This is a genomic window from Janthinobacterium sp. NFX145 (assembly GCF_049810325.1).
GTDB lineage: Bacteria > Pseudomonadota > Gammaproteobacteria > Burkholderiales > Burkholderiaceae_D > Janthinobacterium > Janthinobacterium rivuli.
Genome location: NZ_CP187360.1, coordinates 3897072 through 3920915 on the forward strand (window position 1 = coordinate 3897072; position 23844 = coordinate 3920915).

The window sequence follows — 23844 nt, forward strand, 5'->3', positions numbered from 1 at the left end:
GCGCAACTGTACGAAGGTACAGTGAGCATCGCAAACCATAAATTCCGACGCGCAGTAGGTTTTGACAGGTGTTCTACGGCACGATGGTGGTGAACAGATAGACAGCAAAAATCACCAGGTGCACCGTGCCCTGCATGACCGTGGTGCGCCCCGTGCCCAGCGACAGGGTGGCCACCATCAGCGACAGCAGCAACAGCACCGTCGACTTGATGTCGAGTCCCAGGGTAATCGTCAGGCCCGTGGCCAGCGACACCACCACCACGGCGGGTATCGTCAGGCCGATGCTGGCCAGCGCGGAACCGAGCGCCAGGTTCAGGCTCGTTTGCAAACGGTTCGCACGCGCGGCGCGCACGGCGGCCAGGCCTTCGGGCAGCAGCACGATGGCGGCGATGACGATGCCGACCAGGGTTTTCGGCGCGCCCATGGCGGCAATCGCCGTCTCCAGCGCGGGCGCCAGCGACTTGGCCAGCAGCACCACTGCGCCCAGGCACACGAGCAGCGCGCCGGCGCTGACCCAGGCGACCGTGGGCGTGGGCGGCGCCGCATGCACCTCTTCATCACCGACGGCTTCCTTGGGCAGGAAGTAGTCGCGGTGGCGCACCGTCTGCACCAGCACGAAGGTGCCATACAGCACCAGCGAGATCACGGCGATGAAAATCAGCTGGCTGGAATTGTAGAAAGGACCGGCGGCGCTCGAGGTGTAGTTCGGCAGCACCAGGGTCAGAACGGCAATCGCCGCCAGGGTGGCCAGCGACGCGCTCACGCCCAGCAGGCCGAAGGTCTGCTCGCGATGGCGCCCGGCGCCCAGCAACAGGCAGATGCCGACGATGCCGTTCAAAATGATCATGATGGCGGCAAACACGGTGTCGCGCGCCAGGCCCGTCGTTTCCGGTCCGCCGGCCAGCATCAGCGAGACGATCAGCGCCACCTCGATCAGGGTCACGGCCAGCGCCAGCACCAAGGTGCCATACGGTTCGCCGATGCGATGGGCCACCACTTCCGCGTGGTACACGGCGGCCAGCACGCTGCCGATCAGGCCAGCCACCAGCAGTATCTGGTAGGCGCCGCCAAGATTGAAGGTGGAACCGAACAGGAACAGCCAACCGGCAATCGGGGCGGCAAGCGGCCATACAGGCAGGGATTTGAGCATTTTCATTATGGGCCTGGCAAGAGTAAAAAAAGGGGAACTGCGGTGCGAACGGCAAAGGACAGCCTGGCGTGCATGCCATAGCATAACTTGCCTAGCTTAAATTAAAGTTAGGGAATGCACATGCTCGGGTGCCGGCGCCCCGCGCCGCGCTCACCTTTCAATCACCTTGCTGCAGTGCACCTGCTTGCTATCAGTAACTATAGTCCCTTTGGTAACATGCCGTTGCAATTTTCTTGTGTTTTTGCTTCCGGCTGGCGTCATAATGCAGAGCCAGCCCTCGCGGCACCGACCAAGGACAGACCATGATTTCAATAAACAGCACAGCCATGCGCACGCTCATCTTCGCCAGCAGCTTGCTGTGCGCCGCCGCTCATGCGGACACGCCGCCAGCGCCCGAAGCGCAGGTTGACGCGAACTGGGCCACTCCGCCCGCGCCTGCCGCGGAGTCACGCTGGCAAGACAGCCTGCCGCCCGCGCCACCCGTGGCGCCACGCGAAGAAAAGATACTGCCCAAGAGCGAATGGCTGACCGTCGAGCCGATGAAGGCGCCTGACCGGCGCTGCGATCCGGGCCTCGATGCCCTGTTCCTGCCCAAGGAATGCGGCAAAGAACCGAGCTGGCTGGGCTCGCGCAAAAAGTAAGCTGATAAAAAGTAGGCTGACTTATACGTCCAGGGTGCTGGCGCCCTGCGCCTCGACGACCCTGTTGCGGCCCGCCTGCTTGGCCGATTGCAGCGCTTCGTCGGCCCGCTTGAACAGGCTGACGGTGCTGTCTTCGGCGCGGATGGTGGTCACGCCCAGGCTGGCCGTCAGTTGCAGCACGGCGCGCTCCGTCTTGACGGGCAGCACTTCGACGGCGGCGCGGATGCGCTCGGCCACCATCAGCGCATCGGCCAGGGTCGTGCGCGGCAGCTGGATGGCGAACTCGGCGCCGCCCAAGCGGCCCATCAGGTCGCTGTCGCGCAACTGCTGGCGGCAGGTGTCGACGATGGTTTTCAGCACCGCATCGCCGACCGGATGGCCATAGCTGTCGTTGACTCGTTTGAAGTGGTCGATATTGAGCACCACCAGCGCCGTGGGCAAGCCGGGCCGGCGCGCCAGCGCCATCCACGGCGCCAGCGCCTGGTAAAAGCCGCGCCGGTTCGGCACGCCCGTGGCCGCGTCGAGCACTTCCAGGCGCGCCAGCTCGCCGCCCAGTTTTTCACGCGACAGCAGCAAATAGCCGAAGGCGTTCGTCAGCATCATCAGGTACAGGGCGCCGAAGCCGGCCAGCTGCAGCAGCTCCGCGTCAAAAGCCGGGATCGTGGCGGCCAGCACGCCGCGCGCGGCGATCAGCAAGGACAGCAGACCCATGCTGACGACGAGGAAGCGGCGCAGCATGCTCGCCTCGCGCCATTTCAGGCACAGCGCGGCCACACCGGCGAGGAAGAAACCGGCCACGATCAGCGAACCGCCGGCGCTGCGCAGCAGCGGCGCCACGTCGAACAGATAACAGGCGGCAAACAGCCCCACCGACACACCCAGCGCCGGCAAGACATAGCGGCGCCAACCGCTGCGCCCGGCCGCCTGCCACAGCGCGCCCGCGTCCAGCGCCATGCCGGCAAACAGCAGGCTGTTGCCCAGCAAGATGGAGAGGGAATCGGGCAGCACGCCGCGGAAATACAGCAGACACCAGGCCACGGCCTGGCATTGCTTGGCCACCGCCCAGGTGGACATGCTGAGCGACTTCTTGCGCTCGTACTCGAAGAAGAACAGGGCCGCGCACAGGCTCAGGTTGCCGAGCGCCAGGGCCAGTACCAGGGTCTTGATATCCATGGGCTACGCCGTCGCCGCGCAGGCGCGGCACGCCAGCTCAGATTTCGTGCTCGACATTGGTACTGCCGTCGCCGACCTTGCTGGCCCAGGCCTGCACGAAATACTGCTTTTCCACTTCGCTGGGAACTTCGTGCCAGAAGACGATGAGGGTACCCTTGTGGTCGTGGATTTGCGCCACTTTTTCAATGAAACCGACATTGCCGGCCTGGTCGGCCAGCGCCGCCGCGTAGCCGTACACGCGCGTCAACCGCTCGATGCGGTCAGGCTCCGTAAAACTGTTCGTCGCCGTAATGATGGGGTGGTCCAAAAACATGCTTGTCTCCATGGTGCCCGACTGCGCAGCCGTGCCGCCGCGCGCCGTATGCATATACATATACGCATGCTCGGCGCGGATTAATCGGGTATGCTCACGGGAGCTTATCAGATTTCTCTGAATGCAACAAAGCATCTCCCCCAGTCCACTCAGCGAAGTCGTCCCATGCCGGAAAACAGAAGCACCACCCCGCCTGCCCCGCAGGTGCATACCTGTGGCGACCGGCGCCGCCTGGAATTCCAGCCCGGCATGATCCAGAGCGAAATGCTGCTGTCGCGCCCCGACCATCTGCTGCTGCGCTACGCACGCGCCATGATGTGCTTTACCCTGTTCGTGCCGCGCCCGCGGCACATCCTGATGGTGGGCCTGGGCGGCGGCTCGCTGCTGAAATTCTGCCACCGCCACCTGCCCGACACGCGCATCACGGTGCTGGAATTGCGCGCCGACGTGATCGCCCTGCGCGAGCAGTTCATGCTGCCGCCCGACGATGCGCGCCTGCGCGTCATCGAGACGGACGCCGTCAGCTATATCCGCCAGCATCCGGGCTGCGCCGACGTGCTGCTGCTCGACGGCTATGATGAGACGGGTTTGCCGCCGGCGCTGGGCAGCGCGCGCTTCTATGCGGACTGCCTGCGCGCACTGCTGCCCGGCGGCGTGCTGGTGGCCAACCTGTTCAGTTATGACGAGCACTACCCCGCCATGCTGGCGCGCCTGATGCTCACCTTCCGCGGCGCCGTCTGCCACTTCGACGGCATCGCCGGCAATAACCGCATCGTCTTTGCCGCCAAGCCCGAGCCGGGCCAGGACGCCGACGGCCGCGCCATGCGCATGGTGCGCCTGGTGCGCTGGCGCCGGATGGCCGGCCTGTCTTTCCTGAACCGCTGGCTGCCGGCATGGCAGTTATGGCGCCTGCGCCGCCAGTCAGGCGCGGGCAGCGACTGAAAGTCGTCTTCCCCCGTCATAGATGTTGTTGCTTATTAGCAGTGATTTGGTGCAAAATTCGCATGATGGAAGTGGTTTATGACAAACTACGGCCTGCGTGGGGCCGGCAGGCGCCGCCGAACCCATGTGTCCATGAAGTGAGATAGGAAAAACCATGCTGCGTGGCCGCCTGCCATTGTCGATTTCCGCCGCGGCCGCGCTGACCTTTGCCTGCGGTGTCAGCGTGACGGCCGTGCTGTTTGCCGCCATCAGCCAGCTTGAATACGACAAGATGGGCCTGAGCCTGCAGCAGCGCGCCGGCGCCAGGGTGGCCGCCATCGAGCAGGGGCTCGACGACGCGGTCGAGGTGCTGACCACGACGAACCAGCTGTTTGCCGCCGTCGTGCCCGTCACGCGCGAACAGTTCCACGATTTCACCACGCCGCTGCTGCAGCGCCACCCCTTCATCCAGGCCTTCAATTTCCACCGCATCGTGCCGCATGCGCAGCGCCCTGCATTCGAGGCCGAACTGCGGCGCATCGTGCCCGGCTACGCCATGACGGAAATGCGCGATGGCGTCGTCGTGCCCGCCACCACGCGCGCCAGCTACCTGGTGGTCGATTACCTCGAACCCTTGCAGGGCAACGGCCCCGCCTTCGGCCTGAACGTCAGCCCGAGCGGCGTGCTGGCGCGCGCGCTGGAACAGGCGATCATCAGCGGCCAGACCACCGCCACCGGTCTGCTGGCCCTGGCGCAAGGGCCGCAACGGGGCTTCGTCATCGTGCGTCCCGTGTACCGCCACGGCGTGCCCCTGCAAACGATAGCGCAGCGGCGCGCGGCGCTGATCGGCGATACGGCCGTCATCGTGCGCGCCGGGGAACTGGTGCAGAAAATCCTTGCCGGCGCCGACCTGCTGGGCGACTCGCAGCTTGAACTCAGTGTCTACGCCGACGCCGGCGCCGACCCGCGCCAATTGATCTTCCGCCACGGCCAGGCGCCCGTCGACGAGCCGGGCGGCGCCTGGGAGTCCTTGCCCCGCTGGCTGCACTTTGCCTACCACAGCCATTATGACCGGGCCTTCACCTCCGCCGGCCGGCCCTGGCACGTGCGCGTGGTGGCCCATCCGCGCCCCTTCCTGGCCGACCATCTGGGCTCATTGTTTACCCTGATCACGGGCTTGCTGTTCAGCTTGCTGACGGCCGCCTTCGTGCAGTCGCTGACACAGCGCTCGCGCCGCGTGCAACTGCTGGTGGAGCAGCGCACGGCCGACCTCAAGCGCAGCAACGAGCTGCTCAGCGCCGACGTGCGGGCGCGCCAGCGCACGGAGCGCGCCTTGCAGGAAAGCGAAAAGCGCTTCCGCCGCCTGCTGGCCCTGTCCTCGGACTGGTACTGGGAACAGGACGCCCATTTCTGCTTCACCCACATCACCAGCGGTTTCACGGACAAGTCGAACATGCCGCTGGAACGCTTCATCGGCATGACGCGCTGGGACAACAACGCGGAGATGCGCAATTCGCGCTGGGGCAAGCAGCATATCGCCAACCTGGAAGCGCACCTGCCCTTTTCCAACCTCGAATATGCGATGCAGGACCGCGACGGCCAGCTGCGCTGGTTCAGCATCAATGGCGAACCGCTGTTCAACGAGCTCGGTGAATTTCGCGGCTACCGGGGCACGGGTTCCGAAATCACGGAGCGCAAGCTGGCCGAGCAGCAAATCCAGCACATCGCCCACCACGACGTACTGACGGGTTTGCCCAACCGCGCGCTGCTGCGCGACCGCCTGGCGCAGGCGATGGCCCTGTCGCGCCGCAAGAACCGCGCCTTGTGGGTGCTGTTGATCGACCTCGACCGTTTCAAGTTCGTCAACGACAGCCTCGGACACAAGGCCGGCGACCTGCTGCTGAAAACCATCGCCACGCGATTGCAGGCCAGCCTGCGCGAAAGCGATACGGTGGCGCGCCTGTCGGGCGATGAATTCGTCGCCATCCTGTGCGAACAGGCCGACGAAGTGCTTAGCGGCGCCATCGTGCAGCGCGTGATGGATGCCGTGGCCCAGCCCGTGCTATTGGACGGCAAGGAATTTTTCGTCACCTGCAGCATCGGCGTGGCCGTGTACGACATGTCGCGCTACGACGCGCCCGGCGACGTGACCTTGAATGGCGAAACGCAAAACCTGATCGAGCAGGCCGACATCGCCATGTACTGCGCCAAGAAACAGGGCCGCAACAACATCAAGTTCTACACGACGGCCATGAACCAGGCCACCCTGGAGCGCCTGCGCATCGAGACGGCGCTGCGCAACGCGCTCGAACGCGAGCAGTTCGTGCTGCATTACCAGCCGCAGGTGGACCTGGCCAGCGGGCGCATCGTCGGCGTGGAAGCGCTGCTGCGCTGGCAGCATCCTGACCTGGGCATGGTGGCGCCGCAGCGCTTCATCGCGCTGGCCGAAGATACGGGCCTGATCGTGCCGATCGGCGCCTGGGTCATGCGCGAAGCGTGCGCGCAGGTGAAGCGCTGGCATGCGGCGGGACTCGACACCTTGCGCCTGGCCGTGAACCTGTCGGCGCGCCAGTTCAACGAGCCGAACCTGGTGGCCTCGATTGCGGAAGTGCTGCTGGAAACGGGCCTGCCGCCCGCCTGCCTGGAACTGGAACTGACGGAAAGCCTGTTCATGCACGATGTGGCGCTGGCCGTCAGTCAGCTGCACGACATGAAGGCGCTGGGGGTGCAGCTGTCGATCGACGACTTCGGCACCGGCTATTCCAGCTTTGCCTACCTGCGCACCTTCCCCATCGACGTGCTGAAGATCGACCGCAGCTTCGTCGGCGACGTGGCGCGCGACGCGGACGATGCGGCCATCGTCGTCTCCATCATCGCCCTGGCGCACAATCTGAAGCTGCGCGTGGTGGCCGAAGGCGTGGAAACGGCGGAGCAGCTCGATTACCTGCGCCGCCATGGCTGCGACGAGGCACAAGGTTTTTACTTCAGCCGGCCGCTGCCCGCGCACGAGGTGGAAGCGCTGCTGCGGGCGGAAGAAACGCCCGTCACACAGTAGCCGGCGGCGGCACCCTGGCGCCCAGTTGCAGCTCCTGCCAATCGGGCTCAATGCCCGCCTGCGCCAAAAACGACGCCACATCCGATGCGCGGGCCGGATCGATATCCTGTTGCGGATGCGCCCACAACAGATCGCACTCCGAGCAAACGATCACCTGTTGCCCCGTTTTGCGGATGGTCACATGCAGCAGGTCGCCATATTCGCCGCAGGTGGGGCACTCCATGCTCTTCTCCTTCATGCCCGGCCTTACAGCTTCTGCTGCAGGAATTCGAGGAAGCAGCTGATGCGCTGCGCCAGCTGCGTATTGCGGTAGTAGACGGCGTGGATCTGCTGCCGGTAGCCCGTATAGAACGGCTGCAGCACCTGCACCAGGCGGCCGGCGGCGATGTCGTCCTTCGTCATGAAGTCGGACAGGCAGACGATGCCCTGGTCGTGCAGGGCCAGCTGGCGCAGGGTTTCGCCGCTGGACGCGGCCAGCGCGGGCACGATCTGCAGGCTGTTGCCCGCTTCGTGGCGCAGCGGCCAGTTATTCCCCAGTTCATATTGCGCAAAGCCCAGCAGCGCATGGCCGGACAGCGCTTCCGGCGTGGCCGGTTCGCCGTGGCGCGCCAGGTAGGCGGGCGTTGCCAGCACGTGCAGCGGACTGGCACTGAGCGGGCGCGCATGCAGGGTCGAATCGACCAGGACGCCGATGCGGATGGCGATATCGGTGCGGTGCTCGAGCAGGTCGGCGATCTGGTCGTTGCTGGTCAGCTCCAGGCGGATGTCCGGGTACATGGCGCGAAATTCCGCCACGTGCGGCACCACGCAATGGAGCATGAAGGGCGAGGCGGCGTCGACGGACAGGCGTCCGGCCGGTTTCTGGCGGCGGATGCGGATCGATTCCTCCACGTCTTCCATCGACGCGAGAATGGCGCGCGCTTTGTCGAGGAACAGCTGCCCCTCTTCCGTCAGTTCCATGCGACGCGTGGTGCGCGTCAGGAGCGAGGTTGCCAGCTTGTCTTCCAGGCGCGACAGGGCCCGGCTGACGCCCGAGGTGGTTTGCCCCAGATGCACGGCGGCCGCGCTCAGGGTGCCGCTGTCGATGACGGTGACGAAGATTTTCAGGTCGTCCGAATTGATATCCATTGTTGCCTTATTGTTGCCGCATTGTTGCGCTACTTTCACATATCGCGCCATTATAATGGAATAGCGGCAACAGTGAAGGCGGCAGCCAACGTCAGGCAACGTAGAACAAAATGGCGATAAAATGACAGCTACTGCCGGCCAGCACGAACAGGTGCCAGATGCCGTGGCCATGGCGCAGTTTGTGGTCGGTGGCATAGAAAGCGATGCCGCCCGTGTAGCACAGGCCGCCCGCCACCAGCCACAGGAAGCCGTTCCACTCGAGCGCCGCCAAGAGCGGCTCGATGCCGATGACGATCAGCCAGCCCATGGCCACGTATATCACCAGCGACAATATGCGCGCGCCTTTCGCGTACACATACTCCTGCACGATGCCAATGATGGCCAGGCCCCAGACGACGCCGAACAGCGACCAGCCCCACGGCCCGCGCAGGGTCACCAGCATGAACGGTGTGTAGGTTCCCGCGATGAGCAGATAGATGGCGCAGTGGTCGAGCCGCTGCAGCACGGCCTTGGCCTTGCCGCGCACGCTGTGGTACAGGGTGGACGTCAGATACAAGGTCAGCAGCATGGCCGCATACACGCTGCAGCTGACGATTTTCCACGGGTCGCCTGTGCGGGCCGCCACGACGATCAGGATGACGCCGCCGATGGCCGCCAGCGCGGCGCCCACCGTATGGGAAATGCTGTTGAAGCGTTCGCCGTGGTACATGGCTTAAGCCGAACGTACCGGAACGCAGCAGACATCCGGGGTCAGACCCGCCGGGACTCGGCGTCCCCGTCCGACCCCAGCCCTTGCTTTCGGGGCTTCAATCAAGCCGCTTCCGCCTTCTTGCGTGCAGGACGGCGTGCCGGCGTTTTGCGCGGCGCCTTGGCTGGCTTGTCTTCGGCCACGACAGCTACTTCGACCGGAGCAGGCTCGATCACAGGTGCAGCTTCCACTACCGCCTCAGCCGCCTTCTTGGCAGGCTTCTTCGCCGCTGCCGCCTTGCGGGCCGGCGTGCGCGGCTTGGCCTTTGGCTTCGCTTCGGCGACGGCTTCCACGATCGCTTCAACTACCGGTTCAGGCATGGCTTCCACCACCGGCGCCACCTCGACTTCGACGACTTCGGCGCGCGCTTCGCGGGCGCCATCGCCATTCTTGCGGCCGCCGCGGCCATTGCGGCGCGAACCGCGCTTGGCGTTGCCTTCTTCTGCCATTACTTCCACAACCTCGGCTACCTCGTGCTGTACCTCCGGCTGCGGCGCCGGCGCGTACGGCTCGACGACGTCTGTTTCCGCGTCGGCCACCGGCACGAAAGCCTGTGGCGCGGACTCGCCGCGGCGCTGCTCGTTCTGTTTGCGGCCGCCACGGCCATTGCGGCGCGAATCGCGGCGGCTGCCGCCATCGCGCTGATTGCCCTCTTCCGCCGCCATGCCGGACTCGCCGGTGACGATGGCTACGCTGGCGACTTCGCCATTTACTGGCGCGGCGACAGGCACCAGGCCGCTGCTGCGGTAGACGTAGGCGCCCGATTTTTCATCGCGGCCAAATTCCAGCAAGCCGCGCGTCTGCGCTTCTTCCAGCAGGTTGCCGAAGGTGCGGAAACCATAGTACGACTCGCTGAAGTCCGGCTTGCGGCGCTTGATCGCTTCTTTCAGCATCGAGGCCCAGATCTTGCCGCTGTCGCCACGTTCGGACACCAGCGCATCGAAAGTGGCAACGGCCATCTCGATCGCTTCCGTCTTGCGCGACTCGTATTTTTCCTTGCGGCGCACTTCTTCGTCCGGCGAACGCTTGGCCGCCGGAGTTTCGCGCGCATCGCGCTTGGCGGCCGTACGGCGGCTCTCGCGCACCAGGTCATCATAGAAAATGAATTCGTCGCAATTGGCCACCAGCAGGTCGGAGGTCGATTGCTTGACGCCCACGCCGATCACCTGCTTGGCGTTTTCGCGCAGTTTCGACACGAGCGGCGAAAAGTCGGAATCGCCGCTGATGATGACGAAGGTGTTGACGTGGGCCTTGGTGTAGCACAAGTCCAGCGCATCGACCACGAGGCGGATGTCGGCCGAATTCTTGCCGGACTGGCGCACGTGGGGAATTTCGATCAGTTCGAAGTTCGCCTCATGCATGGTGCCCTTGAAACTTTTATAACGGTCCCAGTCGCAATATGCCTTCTTGACAACAATGCTGCCCTTGAGCAGCAAGCGTTCGAGGATGGGCTTGATATCGAATTTTTCGTAATTTGCATCTCGCACGCCGAGCGCGACGTTCTCGAAGTCGCAAAACACGGCCATGCTGAGGTTTTCTGGGGATGACGCCATAAGGGTGAATTCTCGCTGATGATAAGGGCGGACGGGAAGCGCAACGCCTCCCTTTTCGCCTAGTATATTCGCCCATCCCCCGTTTCGGCGACAACTATCGTGCGCGGCAGCCTATTGCGCACCGCCGGCGGCGCTCGCGCTGGCGCCGGCGACGGGCCAAACGACGCTTTCATCGACCGAATACAGCTGGCACGGCAGGCTGCTCCGGCGCTGGCACGAGGCCAGCGCGCGCACGTCGGGACTTTCGCCCTCCTCGGCCCAGCCCCAGGCGCCGCTGGCCGACAGGGCAAAGGCGCGCGGCGCCGTTTTCTCCAGAAAATCGCGGTAAGCGGCGCGGCCCTGCTCTTCCAGGTAGGGCACGGCGGCGATGTCGTCCTGCGGCGCAAAATGCGTGGCGGCCGGCGATGGCGCATCGGCCACGCGGTAGACCTGGCGCACCGGCATGCCGATTTTCTGCAGGAAGCGCTCGGTGGCGGGCAGCCACACGGCCACCCCATCGCGGCTGCCCAGGGTCAGGTGGGCGTCGCGCTTGAACGGGCCATAGGCGACCAGCTGCGCCTGCCCGCCGGATCCCGTAAACGAGCGAAACAGGCGCCGCGCCAGGGCTGGTCCGAAATACGAGTCGTTGGCGCCATACAGCCACAGGCTGGGAATGTGGTTGTAAGCGCCCATCGTGGCAAAGGACTTGGCCAGCGCCGCTTGCCAGTCGCAGCCCGGCATGTCAACGCGCAGCCCGCCGGAAAAATTGAGCACGCCGCGCACGCCGGGCACCACCCGGGTGGCCAGCGCCAGCGCCGCCATGCCGCCATACGACTGGCCCGCGACGACGATGCGCTGCGGGTCGACCCAGCTCTGGCGGCGCGCGTACGCGAGCGCGGCGAGCATGTCGCGCGCCTGGCCCTGGGCGTTGCCCAGCATGTCGCAGCCGAAATCGCGGTAGGCGCCCGTGGAACGGGCAAAGCCGGCGCGCATGGGCAGCATCACGGCATAGCCGCGGCGCACGAATTCGGTGGCCATATAGATAAAGCGCTCGCGCTGCTGCAGCCTGGCCGGCCCGGCCTGCTTGCCGTGATTCATCAGCAGCAGGGGAAACGGGCCGGGGCCGGCGGGACGGAACACCGTCGTTTCCAGCGTCTCGCGCAAGCCGTCGCCGGCCGGCAGCATGATGACTTGCTCGTTCAGGCGCGCATCAAGCGGCAACGGCGTGGGAACAAGCTGGGCTTTCAGGGGCAGGCAAAGCAAACTGAGCAGCAAACCCGGGAAAAGAGGGCGAAGCAGGTGAAAAATGGCGGACTCCGTGGATGACTTCCCTGCCAGTCTAGACAGTGAAATGCCACAGAACAATATAAAAAAATTACGTGACGCACATATTTTTTGCGGCAACCACCTGTGGGGAAAATTGTTGCCTTGCACCAACCACTTTTTCCGATGGCGGGAGTAAACTGGAAGCCTACTGAAGGAGTTGCCATGTCCATATCCGCCCTCACCACCGGCACCTCGGGGCTGACCGCCAACCAGCGCGCGCTGGATGTGGCCGCCAACAATATCGCCAATGCGAATACGCCGGGTTTCCAGCCGCAGCAAGCCCAGTTCCAGGAGTCCAGCCCGGCCGGCACGGGCGTCACCCTCTCCGTCGAAGGGCGCAAGCTGGCCGCCAGCGAAAGCGTCAGCGGCGCCAACGCGAATGCGGCCAAGGCGGCCGAAAGCCGGCCGAACGGCGTGGGCCTCGCGTCCGAACTGACGGATAACCTCGTCTACAAGGCCGGCTTTAATTTGTCGGCGAATGTCGTCAAGGCGGCCGACCAGGCCCTGGGCAGCCTGATCGACGTCAAGACTTAAGCGCGGCGACTATCGACAAGATAGTTTAATTTTTCATTTCCAGCGCCAACGGCGCCAGCGCCGGTTGAATCAGCGCCAGCAGCCGTTCGGCCGGAATGCCGTCGCGCGCCTGCACCGACAGGCCATGCAGCAAGGCCGCATAATAGTCGCCCAGCGCCTGCACGTCCGCCTCCCCTTTCAATTCCCCCGCCAGCTGTGCCGCGCGCAAACGCTCGATGACGGCTTGCGTGCGCGCGCGGCGGTGCTGCGCCAGCCAGTCGGCGATGCCCGCGTTGTCCGCGCTCGTATTCGTGGCGGCCGTCACCACCATGCAGCCTTGCGGCTGGCCGCTGCGCGTGTACAGCAGCACGGCTTCTTCCAGCATGCGCGCCACGGCGTCGCGCACATTCAGGCTGGCGGCCAGCGCGTGCACGGCAAACGCGCCTTCGCCCGTTTCATACAATTCCACGGCTTCGCGGAACAGCTGCTCCTTCGAGCCGAACGCCGCATAGATGCGCGCCGAGGCGATGCCCAGCGCCGCCACCAGGTCGGCCATCGACACGCCTTCGTAGCCGCGCGTCCAGAACGCATCGCGCGCTTTTGCCAGCGCCAGCGCGCGGTCAAATTCCCTCGGTCTTCCTGCCATTTTCATCCTCTGCTTACGAACTGGCGGCCAGTATAACGCCTGGCGCCCGCCGCGCATTCGCGATTTATTTTGCATGACCGCCTTGACCGAACAGAAAATTTCGCCTATTCTTTGTCGATCGACAAACAATAGGAGCCGATATGAAAACCATCCAAGGACCGAGCCTGCACCTGGCCCAATTCGCCGCCGACACGGCGCCCTTCAACACCCTGCCCGCCATCGCCGAGTGGGCGGCCGGCATGGGCTTCAAGGCCCTGCAGATTCCCGCCTGGGATGCGCGCCTGTTCGACGTGGCGCAGGCCGCGCGCAGCCAGCAATATTGCGACGATCTGGTCGCGATGCTGGCCAGCCATGGCCTCGTCATCAGCGAACTGACGACGCACATCCTCGGCCAGCTGGTGGCCGTGCACCCGGCCTACGACGCGCTGTGCGACAGCTTCGCGCCGGAACACCTGCACGGCCAGCCGGAAGCGCGCACGGCGTGGGCCATCGAGCAGGTCAAGCTGGCGGCCATGGCCTCGAAGCGCCTGGGCCTGACCGACATGGGCACGTTTTCCGGCTCGTTCGCCTGGCCCTACCTGTTCCCGTTCCCCCAGCGCCCGCCCGGCCTGATCGAGACGGCCTTCGACGAACTGGCGCGCCGCTGGCTGCCCATCCTCGACGTGTGCGAGGAACAAGGCGTCAACCTGTGCTACGAAATCCACCCGAGCGAAGACCTGCATGACGGCATCAGCTTCGAGATGTTTTATGAGCGCGTGGGCCGCCATCCGCGCTGCAAGATGCTGTTCGACCCCAGCCACTTCGTGCTGCAGCAGCTGAACTACCTGGAATTCATCGACATCTACAAGGACCACATCCGCATGTTCCATGTGAAGGATGCGGAGTTCAATCCGACGGGGCGGCAAGGCATTTACGGCGGCTACCAGTCGTGGGAAAACCGCGCCGGGCGTTTCCGTTCACTCGGCGATGGCCAGGTCGACTTCAAGGCGATTTTTTCCAAGATGGCGCAGAACGACTACGCGGGCTGGGCGACGCTGGAATGGGAGTGCTGCCTGAAGGACCAGGAAACGGGCGCGCGCGAAGGCGTGGCCTTCATCAACGCCCACATCATTCCCGTCACGGACAAGATCTTCGACGACTTCGCCGGCGCCCCCGTCAGCGCAGAGCAGATCCATACCCTGCTGGGCATCCAGCACAACTAATCAAGGAAACCATATGAACGACTTCATTCACGACTACGTCCGCATCGACGGCCAGCGCCTGCATTGCGTCATCGCTGGCGAAGGCAAACCGGTACTGCTGATCCCCGGCTGGCCGCAAACCTGGTATGCGTGGCGCCACGTGATGGCGGCGCTGGCCGCCAACGGCTATCAGGCGATCGCCATCGACCCGCCGGGCAGCGGCCATTCCGACCGCCCGGCCGGCGGCTACGACACGGGCGGCGTGGCAACTACCCTGCACCGCACCATGCTGGCCCTGGGCCACGCGCAGTACGACGTGGTCGGCCACGACATCGGCATGTGGGTCGGCTACGCGCTGGCCAGCGATTTCCCGCAAGCCGTGACGAAACTGGCGCTGACGGAAGCCGTCATTCCCGGCCTGGCGCCCGCGCCGCCCATTTTTGTCGCGCCGTCCGACAACATCTTCCTGTGGCACTTCATGTTCAACCAGGTGCTGGACTTGCCGGAAATGCTCACGGCGGGCAAGGAGCGCGAGTACATCCGCTTCATCTTCGACCGCTGGTCGTACCGCCGCGACAAGGTGGCCGTCGACGTGTATGCGGACGCCTACGCCACGCCGGGCGCCCTGCGCGCCGGTTTCGCCTACTATCGGGCCATCCCCGAAACCATCAAGCAAAACCTGGAGCGCGCGAACAAGAGCCTGGCCATGCCCGTGCTGGCCATCGGCGCCGACCATGCGACGAATGACGCGCCCCTGCTGACCATGCAGGGCAAGGCTGACAATTTGCAAGGCGCCATCGTCGCCGAGTGCGGCCACTTCATCATGGAAGAACAGCCGGAAGCATTCATCGCCCACCTGCTGCCGTTCCTGGCCGGAGAACCAGCGTGAGCCTCGATCCGCTGATCGCCGCCTGGCTGGAACAAACAAAAGACGCGCCGCCGCCCGCCTCGCTGGCAGACTTGCGCGCATCCACGGAAACGGGCTTGCGCCAGTTGCATGGGCCACTGGAAGACGTCGCGGCCATCAAGGACTACGTGCTGCCCGGCGAGCATGCACTGGCCGTGCGCGCCTATGTGCCGGCCGGCGCGGACACGGGCCAGCCCTTGCCCGCCATCGTCTTTGCGCATGGGGGCGGATGGTGTCTGTGCTCGCTGGACCTGTACGACAACCCGTGCCGCGCGCTGGCCAACGCCACCGGCTGCGTGATCTTTTCCGTCGACTACCGGCTGGCGCCCGAGCACAAGTTCCCCATGCCGCTCGACGATTTTTACACGGCGCTGTGCTGGGTTGCCGAGCATGCGGCGGCGCTGGGCATCGACGCGCGGCGGCTGGCCGTGGGAGGCGACAGCGCGGGCGGCAACCTGGCGGCGGCCGCCGCCCTGATGGCGCGCGACCAGGCCGGCCCCGCGCTGGCGCACCAGCTGCTGCTGTACCCGGCGCTTGATTTTGCCTTCGACACTGCTTCCTACCAGCGCTATGCGGACGGCCATTCGCTGACGCGGGAAGCCATGCGTTTTTGCTGGTCGGCCTACCTGAATGAACCGGCCGACGGCGCGCAACCCTATGCGGCGCCATTGCGGGCAAGTACGCTGAAGGACTTGCCGCCGGCAACCGTGCTGGTATGCGAGTACGACCCGCTGCATGACGAGGGGGTAACGTACGCACAGCGGCTGCGCGACGATGGCGTGGCGGCAGAGTGCGTGCAGCTTGACGGCATGATCCATGCGGCTATGCACATGCTGGGCTTGACGCCAGCGGCGCGGGGATTGTTCGACGTGGCGGGCCAGGCGATGAAAAAAGCACTGGCAAGGTAAGAAAATCGGCCGCCGGGGATGGCTCCACGGCGGCCGATCTTGTCACTTCCTTATTCCACCAGCTTGCGCACCTCGATACCGTTCAGCCACTTCACATGGCGCGGCCCCGTACGGATATCCTTGGCCGAGATCAGCGCGATCTCGCCATCGTTCTCGTCGAGCGCCTTGCCGTTTTTTTCGTAGTAGACGATCACGCCCTCGCCGGCCGGAGAGTTATACAGCTCGCCCCAGGAAAACACCACCGCGTAGCCATCCGTGGCGGTGGCAATGATGGCGAGCTTCTTGACGTCGTTGTGGCCCGGTGCGTCGAGCACCGCCTTGTCGAGAATGTCGCGCAGGCGCACGCCTTTGTAACTGGTGATGGTTTCGGCCTTGTCGCCATTGTGGCGCGTGACGGCGATGTCCCCGCCGTTGGCCGGCGGCAGCTGGCGCAGGTCGGCCACCTTCAGGGTCAAGGGCGTTTCCACCATGCCCGTGACGGTCAGCGCGTGGCTCATGTTGTCGCGTGCCGGTGCCGCGGCGGCCCACGCGGGCGCCGCCGCCAGCAACGAGGCCGAAGCAAAACCGGCGAATATTTTCTTCAACATGCTGTGTCCTTTCATGGAACGATCAAAAAATCAGAACTGGTATTGCGCATTGGCCAGCCACGTGCGGCCCGCACTGGGGAAACCGTCGGCCAGCGCGTAATTGCGGTCGCCCATATTTGCCACGCCCGCCTCCAGGGTCAAGGCTGGCAAGGGGCGGACCACGGCCTTCAGGTTCAGCGTCGCAAAACCACCGAGTTCCAGGGTGTTCGAGACCCAGCGCCCGCTGTTCGATTCCGCGATGGCCACCACGTCGATCTGGCGCGCCGCGTGCAGCACGGCGTGCGCCGTCAGCTTGTGGCGCGGCACATCGGTCAGGCTCATGGCGCGGTCGCTGACGTTCTTCATGTCCGTGTAGGTGTAGTTGCCGCCCCAGTCCAGCCATGCACCGGCGCGCCCGCGCAAGCCCAGTTCCACGCCGCTGATGTGCGCCCTGCCCGCGTTGCGCATCTGCGCGCGCACGCCCACGACATTCGCCACGCTCTGGATCTTGTCCTTCACGTCGCTGTAGAACAGCGCCGCTTCCAGGCTGGCCCCCTCCACGTTTCCTTGATATCCCAGCTCATAGTTGATCGCCTGTTCCGCGCGCAAGGCCGGATTTTCGATATACGTGCCCAGGCGCTGCGAGTAACGGTCCTTCAGTGTCGGCAGGCGCGACTTGCGCGCCACGGTGGCATATACCTTCGCCTCGGGATGCAATTGATGGAACACGCCCGCCTGCAGGTCGGTGGCCGACTGATTCTCCGGCAAGGTATAGGCGTTGCCGGCGCTGTAGACGGTGTCCGGGCGCAGTGCATTGCGCGACACGCCCAGCGACAGTTCCGTCGCCGCATTGAGGGCGATGCGGTCTTCCGCGCCCAGGGTCCACAAGGCATCCTTGTACCAGGTGGTGCGCACGCCTTTGCCATCGCGTTCCTGGTGTTCATCGGCCTTGTAGCTGGCCACAAAACGCAGGCTGTGCGCGGCCAGGCGGAACGATTCGAGTTCCACCGCGCCGCCGTTCGTGCGGTCGTTATAGATGCTGCGCCCACCGCTCACGCTGCCCTGGCCGCTGCTCTTGAGGGTGCCGTAGCTGCCGTTCGTGTAGGACGTGATTTCATTGTCGTAGCTGTCGTGGTACAGGCGCAGTATCAGGCGTTCCACGTCGCCCAGACGCGTCTGCGAGACGAAATACACGCTTTCCTTGTTCCAGTACGGCCATTGCCAGTAGCGCGCGCCGACGGGATTCGTCGATGGCGGCTGGCCCTTTTCGCCATGCTGCTTGTAGTAACTAAGAGCGTATTCATCACCGCCCGTGGGCGTGTAGCCCACCTTGAACGACAGCTTGTGGTCCTTGCGGTAGGCGTTGTTGCGCGTGCCGCCGTCTTCCGTGGCCGTCGGGCGGAAATCGGACGACATCGGAAAGCCGTCGCTGTCGATATACGACACGCCCGCCTGCAGATACCACAGGCCCTGGTTCGTGCCCACGTTGGCCGACACCTGGCGTTCGCTGCCCGAGCCGAAACCCACGGACACATCGCCTTCCGTCAACGCCGTCGGCTTGCGCGACACCAGGTTGATGGCGCCGCCCAGGGTATTGGCGCCGTACGCCACGGAGCTGAACCCTTTCGCCACCTGGATGGCCGCCAGGTCGCTCGTCGTGAAGCGGTTGAAATCGACGTAGCCGTCGTACGGCACGTAGACGGGAATACCGTCGATGTACAGCGGCACCTGGCGCGCATCAAAGCCGCGGATGGCGATGGTTTTTTCGTTGCGCGTATTCGTCGACAGCGACACGCCGGACAGCAGATTCAAGGCGTCGCCCACGTTATCGCGGTTAAAGCGGCGCATCTGGGCGCGGCTCACTTGCGATCCCACCTGCTGTTCCATCTGCCCCGCCTGCTCGCGCTGGCCGACCACCGTTACCGTGCCCAGCACGAACGGCGCCGCCGCATCCGCGTCTTCCTTGCCGGCGGCCTGCTGCGCCAGCGCCAGCATCACGGCGCCTGCCATTACCTGTTTCAACATCGTCGTTAATCTTTCTTTCTCGTTATATATCGCTTTATATAGCGATATGCAAAAAAATACAAAATCGGCCACGCATGCGGCGGCCGCCATCCAACAGCGCAATATACAGACGTATATAACGATGCTCAAGCGACAAGGCCACAAACCGCTGCGCAGGTCAATTTTCCGGGAAAAATTCATGCACAATTTCATGCACCGCACCATTTCGCTGTGCGAACGAATGTTTCACAAAACGATTGACACGTCCCATTTGACTAGGCAAACTGATTTCCAGGGAGCCTGAAAATGAATGCAAATATGACAAATATTCAGACCGCGGCAGATCCGGAACTCATCGTCTTTGGCGATGACGAGGAAGGCAAGGACCGCCAGTTCGTCAACGCGCTGGCGCGCGGGCTGGAAGTGCTGCGTTGCTTCCGTCCCGGCGAAGTCTATCTGTCGAACGCGGACATGGCCAAGCGCACGGGCATCCCGAAACCGACGATTTCACGCCTCACCTACACGCTCACCAAACTCGGCTACCTCAATTACTCGGACAGCCTGGGCAAATACCAGCTGGGCGCCGGCGTGCTGGCCCTCGGCTACCGCATGCTGTCGAACCTCGACGTGCGCAAGATGGCGCGCCCGCTGATGGAGGAACTGGCCGAACATGCGCAAGCGTCCGTGTCGCTGGGCACGCGCGACCGCCTCAGCATGGTCTACGTGGAGACGTGCCGCAGCAGCGCCAACGTCACCCTGCGCCTCGATGTCGGCTCGCGCATCCCCTTGATGACGACGGCCATGGGCAAGGCCCTGCTGTGCATCCTGCCGCAGGCCGAACGCGACTACCTGATGGACCACGCCAGGGTGCATGAGACGGAACGCTGGCCCCGTATCAAGGCCGGTATCGAACAAGGTTTCAAGGATTACCAGGACCGGGGCTTTTGCATTTCGGCCGGCGAGTGGCAGAACGACGTGCATGCCGTGGGCGTGCCCATGCTGGGAGCGGACGGCGAACAGGTGATGGCCTTCAATTGCGGCGGCCCCGCCTTTTTGCTGTCGCGTGAAAAGCTCGAATCGGACCTGGGACCGCGCCTGGTGGCCCTCGTCAAGACAGTGGAAAAAAACCTGGGCCGCGGTTAGACTGCGCGCCCCCTCTCAACATCGCCTACGAGGACCCTGATGATACGCGACGAAGAAACCCTGAACATCCTGCTCGACAGCATCGCCCGTTTCGTGCGCGAAGTGCTGGTGCCGAACGAGGCGCTGGTGGCTGAAACGGACACGATCCCGCCCGCCATCGTGGCGCAGATGCGCGAACTGGGCCTGTTCGGCCTGTCGATTCCGGAAGCCTATGGCGGCCTGGAACTGAGCATGGAAGAGGAAGTGCGCGTCGCGTTTGAAATTGCCCGCACTTCGCCCGCTTTCCGCTCGCTGATCGGCACCAACAATGGCATCGGCTCGCAAGGCATCGTGATCGATGGCACGGAAGCGCAAAAACAATACTACCTGCCCAAGCTGGCCGCCGGCGAGATCATCGGCTCCTTCGCCCTGACGGAAGCGGGATCGGGGTCGGATGCGGCCTCGCTGCGCACGACGGCCGTGCGCGATGGCGATTTTTATATCCTCAACGGCAGCAAGCGCTACATCACCAACGCGCCCGAAGCCAGCATTTTTACCGTCATGGCGCGCACGGACCCCGTCAAGCGGGGCGCCTCGGCCATTTCCGCCTTCATCGTGGAAAAGGATACGCCGGGCCTTTCACTGGGCAAGATCGACAAGAAAATGGGCCAGCAAGGTGCGCATACCTGTGACGTGATCTTTGAAAATTGCAAGGTCCCCGCCGCGAACATCATCGGCGGCAAGGAAGGCGTGGGTTTTAAAACGGCCATGAAAGTGCTCGACAAGGGACGCCTGCACATCGCCGCCGTCTGCGTGGGCGCGGCCGAACGCATGCTGGCCGACGCGCTGGCCTACGCCATGGAGCGCCAGCAGTTCGGCCAGCCCATCGCCGAATTCCAGCTGATCCAGGCCATGCTGGCCGACAGCAAGGCGGAGATTTATGCGGCGCGCAGCATGGTGCTCGACGCGGCGCGCCGGCGCGACAACAAGGAAGACATTTCGACGGAAGCGTCGTGCTGCAAGCTGTTCGCCTCCGAAATGTGCGGCAGGGTCGCTGACCGCTCCGTGCAGATCCACGGCGGCGCCGGCTACATCAGCGAATACGCGGCCGAGCGCTTCTACCGCGACGTGCGCCTGTTCCGCATTTATGAGGGCACGACGCAGATCCAGCAAATCGTCATCGCCCGCAACATGATCAAGGCAGCGCAAAAGTGAAGGAGGCCGCGATGGACATCCCTTCCCTGCTGGCCGGCTTGCCGGCGCGCCTGTCGGCCATCCCCGCCTACTGGGCCGCGCGCGCGCCCGACGCGCCGGCGCTGCATGAAGGTGGCCGCCACTGGACCTATGCCCAGTTGCAGCACGGTGTGGAAAACGCAGCGCAGCTGCTGCGCCAGCTGGATGTGCGCGCCGGCGACCGCCTGATGGTGGTGGGCGAGAACGGCGCGCTGCAGGTGGCGCTGATTTTTGCTGCCGCCAGCATCGATGCGTGGATCGTCAACGTCAATGCACGGCTGTCGGCGCGCGAGATCGACACCATCGCCACGCACAGTTCCGCGCGGCGCGTGCTGTTCCTGGCCGGCGCCTCGCCGGAAGCGGCCGCTCACGCGGCGCGGCGCGGCGCCAGCCCCGTCACCGTCGATGGCATGGGCGAGCTGCTGGCGGGTGAATTGAACGAGCTGGCCATCGCGGAAGACACGGTCCCCGGCAACGAACAGGTGGCCGCGCTGATCTACACGACGGGCACCACGGGACAATCGAAAGGCGTGATGCTCACGCACCGCAACCTGCTGTTCATCGCCGCCGTCTCCAGCACCCTGCGTGGCCTGACCAGCACCGACCGCGCCTACGGCGTGCTGCCGATTTCGCACGTGTACGGCCTGGCCTCGGTGGCCCTGGGCACCTTGTATGCGGGCGCCGCGCTGTACCTGGTGCCGCGTTTTTCCGTCGACGGCCTGCTCTCGGCGCTGAAGAACGATGAGTTGACCATCGTGCAGGGCGTGCCCGCCATGTACGCCAAGCTGCTGCAAACCTTGGGCGGCGCGGAGACTCCTTTGCCCACGCGGCTGCGCTTTGCGTATGCGGGCGGCTCGCCGCTGGCGCCGTCGCTCAAGCACGAGGTGGAAAAGCTGCTGGGCACCGCGCTGCACAATGGCTACGGCATGACGGAAAGCGCGCCCACCATCAGCCAGACGCGCCTGGAAACGCCGCGCCGCGACGATTCCGTCGGCATGCCGATACCTGGCGTGGATGTGCGCGTGGTGGACCTCGCCGGCCTTGACGTGACGCCGGGCGAGCCGGGAGAATTGTGGATACGCGGGCCGAACATCATGGCAGGCTATTACCACGAGCCGGCCATGACGGCGGCCACCATGCGCGACGGCGGCTGGCTGAACACGGGCGACATGGCGCGCCAGGACCCGGACGGGGCGCTGTTCATCGTGGGCCGCACCAAGGAACTGATCATCCGCTCCGGCTTCAATGTGTATCCGCTGGAAGTGGAAACGGCCCTGAACGCCCACCCGTCCGTGGTGCAGTCGGCCGTGGTGGGACGCACTGTGGACGATGGCAACGAGGACGTCATCGCCTATGTGGAGCTGGATCCGCGCCAGCCCGCCAGCGTGGCACAATTGCAGGCCTGGCTGGCGCAGACCCTGTCGCCGTACAAATGCCCGTCCGCCATCATCGTCATGGAAGCGCTGCCGGCCGCCGCCACGGGCAAGATTTTAAAGGGGCAGCTGCGGCAAATGGCGCAGAATGCACGATAAGTTGACCATGTAGTACCAGACCCGACAATAAAACCAAGCCACATCACCGGAGGAGACACGATGAAACGCACCTACACACGCATCGCCATGGCAGCGCTGGTTGCCAGCGCCTGGATGACGCAGGCCAGCGCCGACGAATTCCTGGTCGGCGCGGAAATCCCGCTGACGGGCAACCTGGCGCGCGTCGGCGCCGGCATGCAGGAAGGGATCATGGTCGCGGCCGAAGTCTTCAACAAGACCAACGGCAAGCACACGATCAAGATCATCACCGTCGACGACGAATCGGCGCCCGCCAAGGCCATCGCCGCCGTGGAAAAGCTGGCCAGCCAGGGCGTGGTGGCCATCACGGGCGGCTATGGTTCGAACAATATCTCGCCCGCCTCGGACACGGCGAATAAACTGGGCCTCGTCTACATCACCTCGGGCGGCGTGGACGACAGCCTGGTGACCAGCGGGCGCAAGAATTTTTTCCGCATCAATAACACGGCCGGCTACGAAAAAGCCATGCTGGGACTGCTTGCCGACGTGGGCGCCAAGTCCGTCTCCATCGTGTATTCGACCAAGGACGCGACCACAGGCCTGGCGAAAGACGTGGAAAAAGCCCTGGCCGCCAAGGGCGTGAAAGTGACGACGCACTCGTTCGACCCGGCCATTACGGACTTCAAGCCCATCATCAACAAGATCAAGCTGCAGGATAAATCGGAAGTCGTCGCCATGGTCGGCTACGAAAACGATTACGTGGGCATCATTCGCGCCGCCCGCGTCCTGAAACCGAAGATCAAGGCCATGGTGGGCGTGTGGTCGCTGGCCACGCCGAAAATGGCGGCCGACTTCCCCGACCTGATGCCGAACGTGTTCGGCACGGCCCTGCTGCCCTTCCCCACGGAATTCAAGACAGCCGACGGCAAGGCCTTCAGCGACGCCTACAAGCAGCTGTACAAGAAGGAGCCGGACTACCTGGGCCAGTTCGGCTATGTGCAGTCGATGCTGCTGTTCGAAGCGATCGCGCGCGCGGCCGACAAGGGCACGCTCAAGAAAGGCGGCGTGGCCGAGGAAATGCGCAAGACGGACCGCGAAACCCTGATCGGCCGGGTGCAGTTCGCCGCCAACGGCGACAACCAGAACTTCGTGCACCGCATGGCGCAGCACCAGGACAAGAAAGTGGTGATCGTCTGGCCGAAGGAACACGCGACGGGCAAGCTGGCCTATCCCGCCCTGCCCTGGTAACAGCAGCCTCCCGCTGCA

At 64.5% G+C, this 23844-nt stretch carries 22 protein-coding genes; 11 read left to right on the plus strand and 11 right to left on the minus strand.

Translation table 11 applies throughout. The annotated features are described in order from the left end of the window. Positions 1-73 precede the first annotated feature (73 nt). Entirely contained in the window at positions 74-1156 is a 1083-nt protein-coding gene (locus ACPJXG_RS17320) for a calcium:proton antiporter (RefSeq protein WP_035817739.1), read from the minus strand. Positions 1157-1452: 296 nt separating this feature from the next. On the opposite strand from ACPJXG_RS17320, the gene ACPJXG_RS17325 reads away from it, so the two are divergent. Next, a complete protein-coding gene (locus ACPJXG_RS17325) occupies positions 1453-1791 on the plus strand; it encodes a hypothetical protein (RefSeq protein ID WP_152598643.1) in 339 nt (112 codons plus the stop codon). A 21-nt stretch (positions 1792-1812) separates the two neighbouring features. On the opposite strand, the gene ACPJXG_RS17330 is transcribed toward ACPJXG_RS17325, so the two are convergent. Both ACPJXG_RS17330 and ACPJXG_RS17335 read right to left on the minus strand, forming a co-directional pair. After that, positions 1813-2964, minus strand: coding sequence for a diguanylate cyclase (locus tag ACPJXG_RS17330; protein ID WP_425251804.1), 1152 nt, complete (start codon positions 2962-2964; stop codon positions 1813-1815). Between the two features lie 37 nt (positions 2965-3001). Next, positions 3002-3277, minus strand: a complete 276-nt coding sequence (locus ACPJXG_RS17335; protein WP_035826809.1) for a hypothetical protein — start codon at positions 3275-3277, stop codon at positions 3002-3004. Between the two features lie 165 nt (positions 3278-3442). Here ACPJXG_RS17335 and ACPJXG_RS17340 point away from each other — a divergent pair, with 165 nt between their 5' ends. Beyond that, positions 3443-4219 carry a transferase spermidine synthase gene (locus ACPJXG_RS17340; RefSeq protein WP_425251805.1) on the plus strand — a complete coding sequence of 259 codons (777 nt, stop codon included), beginning with the start codon at positions 3443-3445 and terminating at the stop codon, positions 4217-4219. 154 nt (positions 4220-4373) lie between these two features. After that, positions 4374-7253, plus strand: coding sequence for a bifunctional diguanylate cyclase/phosphodiesterase (locus tag ACPJXG_RS17345; protein WP_425251806.1), 2880 nt, complete (start codon positions 4374-4376; stop codon positions 7251-7253). Here ACPJXG_RS17345 and ACPJXG_RS17350 read toward each other — a convergent pair. The 5 genes from ACPJXG_RS17350 to ACPJXG_RS17370 form a co-directional block, all read right to left on the minus strand. Further along, positions 7243-7491: a hypothetical protein gene (locus tag ACPJXG_RS17350; protein WP_425251807.1), complete on the minus strand. Its 249-nt coding sequence runs from the start codon at positions 7489-7491 to the stop codon at positions 7243-7245. The two genes, ACPJXG_RS17345 and ACPJXG_RS17350, sit on opposite strands and share 11 nt — an antisense overlap. A gap of 8 nt (positions 7492-7499) precedes the next feature. After that, positions 7500-8381, minus strand: coding sequence for a LysR substrate-binding domain-containing protein (locus ACPJXG_RS17355; RefSeq protein ID WP_425251808.1), 882 nt, complete (start codon positions 8379-8381; stop codon positions 7500-7502). A 91-nt stretch (positions 8382-8472) separates the two neighbouring features. Continuing rightward, positions 8473-9090 carry a PAQR family membrane homeostasis protein TrhA gene (gene trhA, locus ACPJXG_RS17360; protein WP_425251809.1) on the minus strand — a complete coding sequence of 206 codons (618 nt, stop codon included), beginning with the start codon at positions 9088-9090 and terminating at the stop codon, positions 8473-8475. Between the two features lie 101 nt (positions 9091-9191). Continuing rightward, positions 9192-10682: an NYN domain-containing protein gene (locus ACPJXG_RS17365; protein WP_425251810.1), complete on the minus strand. Its 1491-nt coding sequence runs from the start codon at positions 10680-10682 to the stop codon at positions 9192-9194. 111 nt (positions 10683-10793) lie between these two features. Further along, entirely contained in the window at positions 10794-11924 is a 1131-nt protein-coding gene (locus ACPJXG_RS17370; protein WP_425251811.1) for a dienelactone hydrolase family protein, read from the minus strand. Positions 11925-12149: 225 nt separating this feature from the next. Between ACPJXG_RS17370 and ACPJXG_RS17375 the strand changes: the two genes are divergently transcribed. Further along, entirely contained in the window at positions 12150-12521 is a 372-nt protein-coding gene (locus ACPJXG_RS17375; RefSeq protein WP_035817718.1) for a flagellar basal body protein, read from the plus strand. A 25-nt stretch (positions 12522-12546) separates the two neighbouring features. Here the strand turns inward: ACPJXG_RS17375 and ACPJXG_RS17380 are convergent, their stop codons facing one another. Beyond that, a complete protein-coding gene (locus ACPJXG_RS17380; RefSeq protein WP_099402527.1) occupies positions 12547-13146 on the minus strand; it encodes a TetR/AcrR family transcriptional regulator in 600 nt (199 codons plus the stop codon). A gap of 140 nt (positions 13147-13286) precedes the next feature. Here ACPJXG_RS17380 and ACPJXG_RS17385 point away from each other — a divergent pair, with 140 nt between their 5' ends. From ACPJXG_RS17385 to ACPJXG_RS17395, 3 genes are read left to right on the plus strand one after another with little or no spacing between them, the layout of a single operon-like run. Beyond that, the gene (locus ACPJXG_RS17385; protein WP_425251812.1) at positions 13287-14348 is read left to right on the plus strand and encodes a sugar phosphate isomerase/epimerase family protein; all 1062 of its coding nucleotides are present in this window, start codon (positions 13287-13289) and stop codon (positions 14346-14348) included. Between the two features lie 13 nt (positions 14349-14361). Then, positions 14362-15216: an alpha/beta fold hydrolase gene (locus ACPJXG_RS17390; protein ID WP_425251813.1), complete on the plus strand. Its 855-nt coding sequence runs from the start codon at positions 14362-14364 to the stop codon at positions 15214-15216. Beyond that, complete coding sequence (locus ACPJXG_RS17395; protein WP_425251814.1) at positions 15213-16142, plus strand: alpha/beta hydrolase; 930 nt, start codon at positions 15213-15215, stop codon at positions 16140-16142. Before ACPJXG_RS17390 ends, ACPJXG_RS17395 begins: the two co-directional genes overlap by 4 nt. 50 nt (positions 16143-16192) lie before the next feature. Here ACPJXG_RS17395 and ACPJXG_RS17400 read toward each other — a convergent pair whose 3' ends face one another. After that, positions 16193-16729, minus strand: a complete 537-nt coding sequence (locus ACPJXG_RS17400; RefSeq protein ID WP_425251815.1) for a molybdopterin-dependent oxidoreductase — start codon at positions 16727-16729, stop codon at positions 16193-16195. A gap of 30 nt (positions 16730-16759) precedes the next feature. Next, entirely contained in the window at positions 16760-18733 is a 1974-nt protein-coding gene (locus tag ACPJXG_RS17405; RefSeq protein WP_425251816.1) for a TonB-dependent receptor plug domain-containing protein, read from the minus strand. 297 nt (positions 18734-19030) lie between these two features. Here ACPJXG_RS17405 and ACPJXG_RS17410 point away from each other — a divergent pair, with 297 nt between their 5' ends. From ACPJXG_RS17410 to ACPJXG_RS17425, 4 genes are read left to right on the plus strand one after another with little or no spacing between them, the layout of a single operon-like run. Beyond that, positions 19031-19855, plus strand: a complete 825-nt coding sequence (locus tag ACPJXG_RS17410; protein ID WP_035817702.1) for an IclR family transcriptional regulator — start codon at positions 19031-19033, stop codon at positions 19853-19855. A gap of 39 nt (positions 19856-19894) precedes the next feature. Continuing rightward, positions 19895-21049 carry an acyl-CoA dehydrogenase family protein gene (locus ACPJXG_RS17415; RefSeq protein WP_086146363.1) on the plus strand — a complete coding sequence of 385 codons (1155 nt, stop codon included), beginning with the start codon at positions 19895-19897 and terminating at the stop codon, positions 21047-21049. An 11-nt stretch (positions 21050-21060) separates the two neighbouring features. Next, positions 21061-22599 (plus strand): class I adenylate-forming enzyme family protein, encoded by a 1539-nt coding sequence (locus tag ACPJXG_RS17420; RefSeq protein WP_425251817.1) that lies wholly within the window; start codon positions 21061-21063, stop codon positions 22597-22599. Positions 22600-22659: 60 nt separating this feature from the next. Next, entirely contained in the window at positions 22660-23826 is a 1167-nt protein-coding gene (locus tag ACPJXG_RS17425; protein WP_425251818.1) for an ABC transporter substrate-binding protein, read from the plus strand. Positions 23827-23844 lie beyond the last annotated feature (18 nt).

Coding starts and splice junctions, on each gene's coding strand:
- ACPJXG_RS17320 (WP_035817739.1), bottom strand. CDS start 1,156: ATGAAAATGCTCAAATCCCTGCCTGTATGGCCGCTTGCCGCCCCGATT.
- ACPJXG_RS17325 (WP_152598643.1), top strand. CDS start 1,453: ATGATTTCAATAAACAGCACAGCCATGCGCACGCTCATCTTCGCCAGC.
- ACPJXG_RS17330 (WP_425251804.1), bottom strand. CDS start 2,964: ATGGATATCAAGACCCTGGTACTGGCCCTGGCGCTCGGCAACCTGAGC.
- ACPJXG_RS17335 (WP_035826809.1), bottom strand. CDS start 3,277: ATGTTTTTGGACCACCCCATCATTACGGCGACGAACAGTTTTACGGAG.
- ACPJXG_RS17340 (WP_425251805.1), top strand. CDS start 3,443: ATGCCGGAAAACAGAAGCACCACCCCGCCTGCCCCGCAGGTGCATACC.
- ACPJXG_RS17345 (WP_425251806.1), top strand. CDS start 4,374: ATGCTGCGTGGCCGCCTGCCATTGTCGATTTCCGCCGCGGCCGCGCTG.
- ACPJXG_RS17350 (WP_425251807.1), bottom strand. CDS start 7,491: ATGAAGGAGAAGAGCATGGAGTGCCCCACCTGCGGCGAATATGGCGAC.
- ACPJXG_RS17355 (WP_425251808.1), bottom strand. CDS start 8,381: ATGGATATCAATTCGGACGACCTGAAAATCTTCGTCACCGTCATCGAC.
- trhA (WP_425251809.1), bottom strand. CDS start 9,090: ATGTACCACGGCGAACGCTTCAACAGCATTTCCCATACGGTGGGCGCC.
- ACPJXG_RS17365 (WP_425251810.1), bottom strand. CDS start 10,682: ATGGCGTCATCCCCAGAAAACCTCAGCATGGCCGTGTTTTGCGACTTC.
- ACPJXG_RS17375 (WP_035817718.1), top strand. CDS start 12,150: ATGTCCATATCCGCCCTCACCACCGGCACCTCGGGGCTGACCGCCAAC.
- ACPJXG_RS17380 (WP_099402527.1), bottom strand. CDS start 13,146: ATGGCAGGAAGACCGAGGGAATTTGACCGCGCGCTGGCGCTGGCAAAA.
- ACPJXG_RS17385 (WP_425251812.1), top strand. CDS start 13,287: ATGAAAACCATCCAAGGACCGAGCCTGCACCTGGCCCAATTCGCCGCC.
- ACPJXG_RS17390 (WP_425251813.1), top strand. CDS start 14,362: ATGAACGACTTCATTCACGACTACGTCCGCATCGACGGCCAGCGCCTG.
- ACPJXG_RS17400 (WP_425251815.1), bottom strand. CDS start 16,729: ATGTTGAAGAAAATATTCGCCGGTTTTGCTTCGGCCTCGTTGCTGGCG.
- ACPJXG_RS17405 (WP_425251816.1), bottom strand. CDS start 18,733: ATGTTGAAACAGGTAATGGCAGGCGCCGTGATGCTGGCGCTGGCGCAG.
- ACPJXG_RS17410 (WP_035817702.1), top strand. CDS start 19,031: ATGACAAATATTCAGACCGCGGCAGATCCGGAACTCATCGTCTTTGGC.
- ACPJXG_RS17415 (WP_086146363.1), top strand. CDS start 19,895: ATGATACGCGACGAAGAAACCCTGAACATCCTGCTCGACAGCATCGCC.
- ACPJXG_RS17420 (WP_425251817.1), top strand. CDS start 21,061: ATGGACATCCCTTCCCTGCTGGCCGGCTTGCCGGCGCGCCTGTCGGCC.
- ACPJXG_RS17425 (WP_425251818.1), top strand. CDS start 22,660: ATGAAACGCACCTACACACGCATCGCCATGGCAGCGCTGGTTGCCAGC.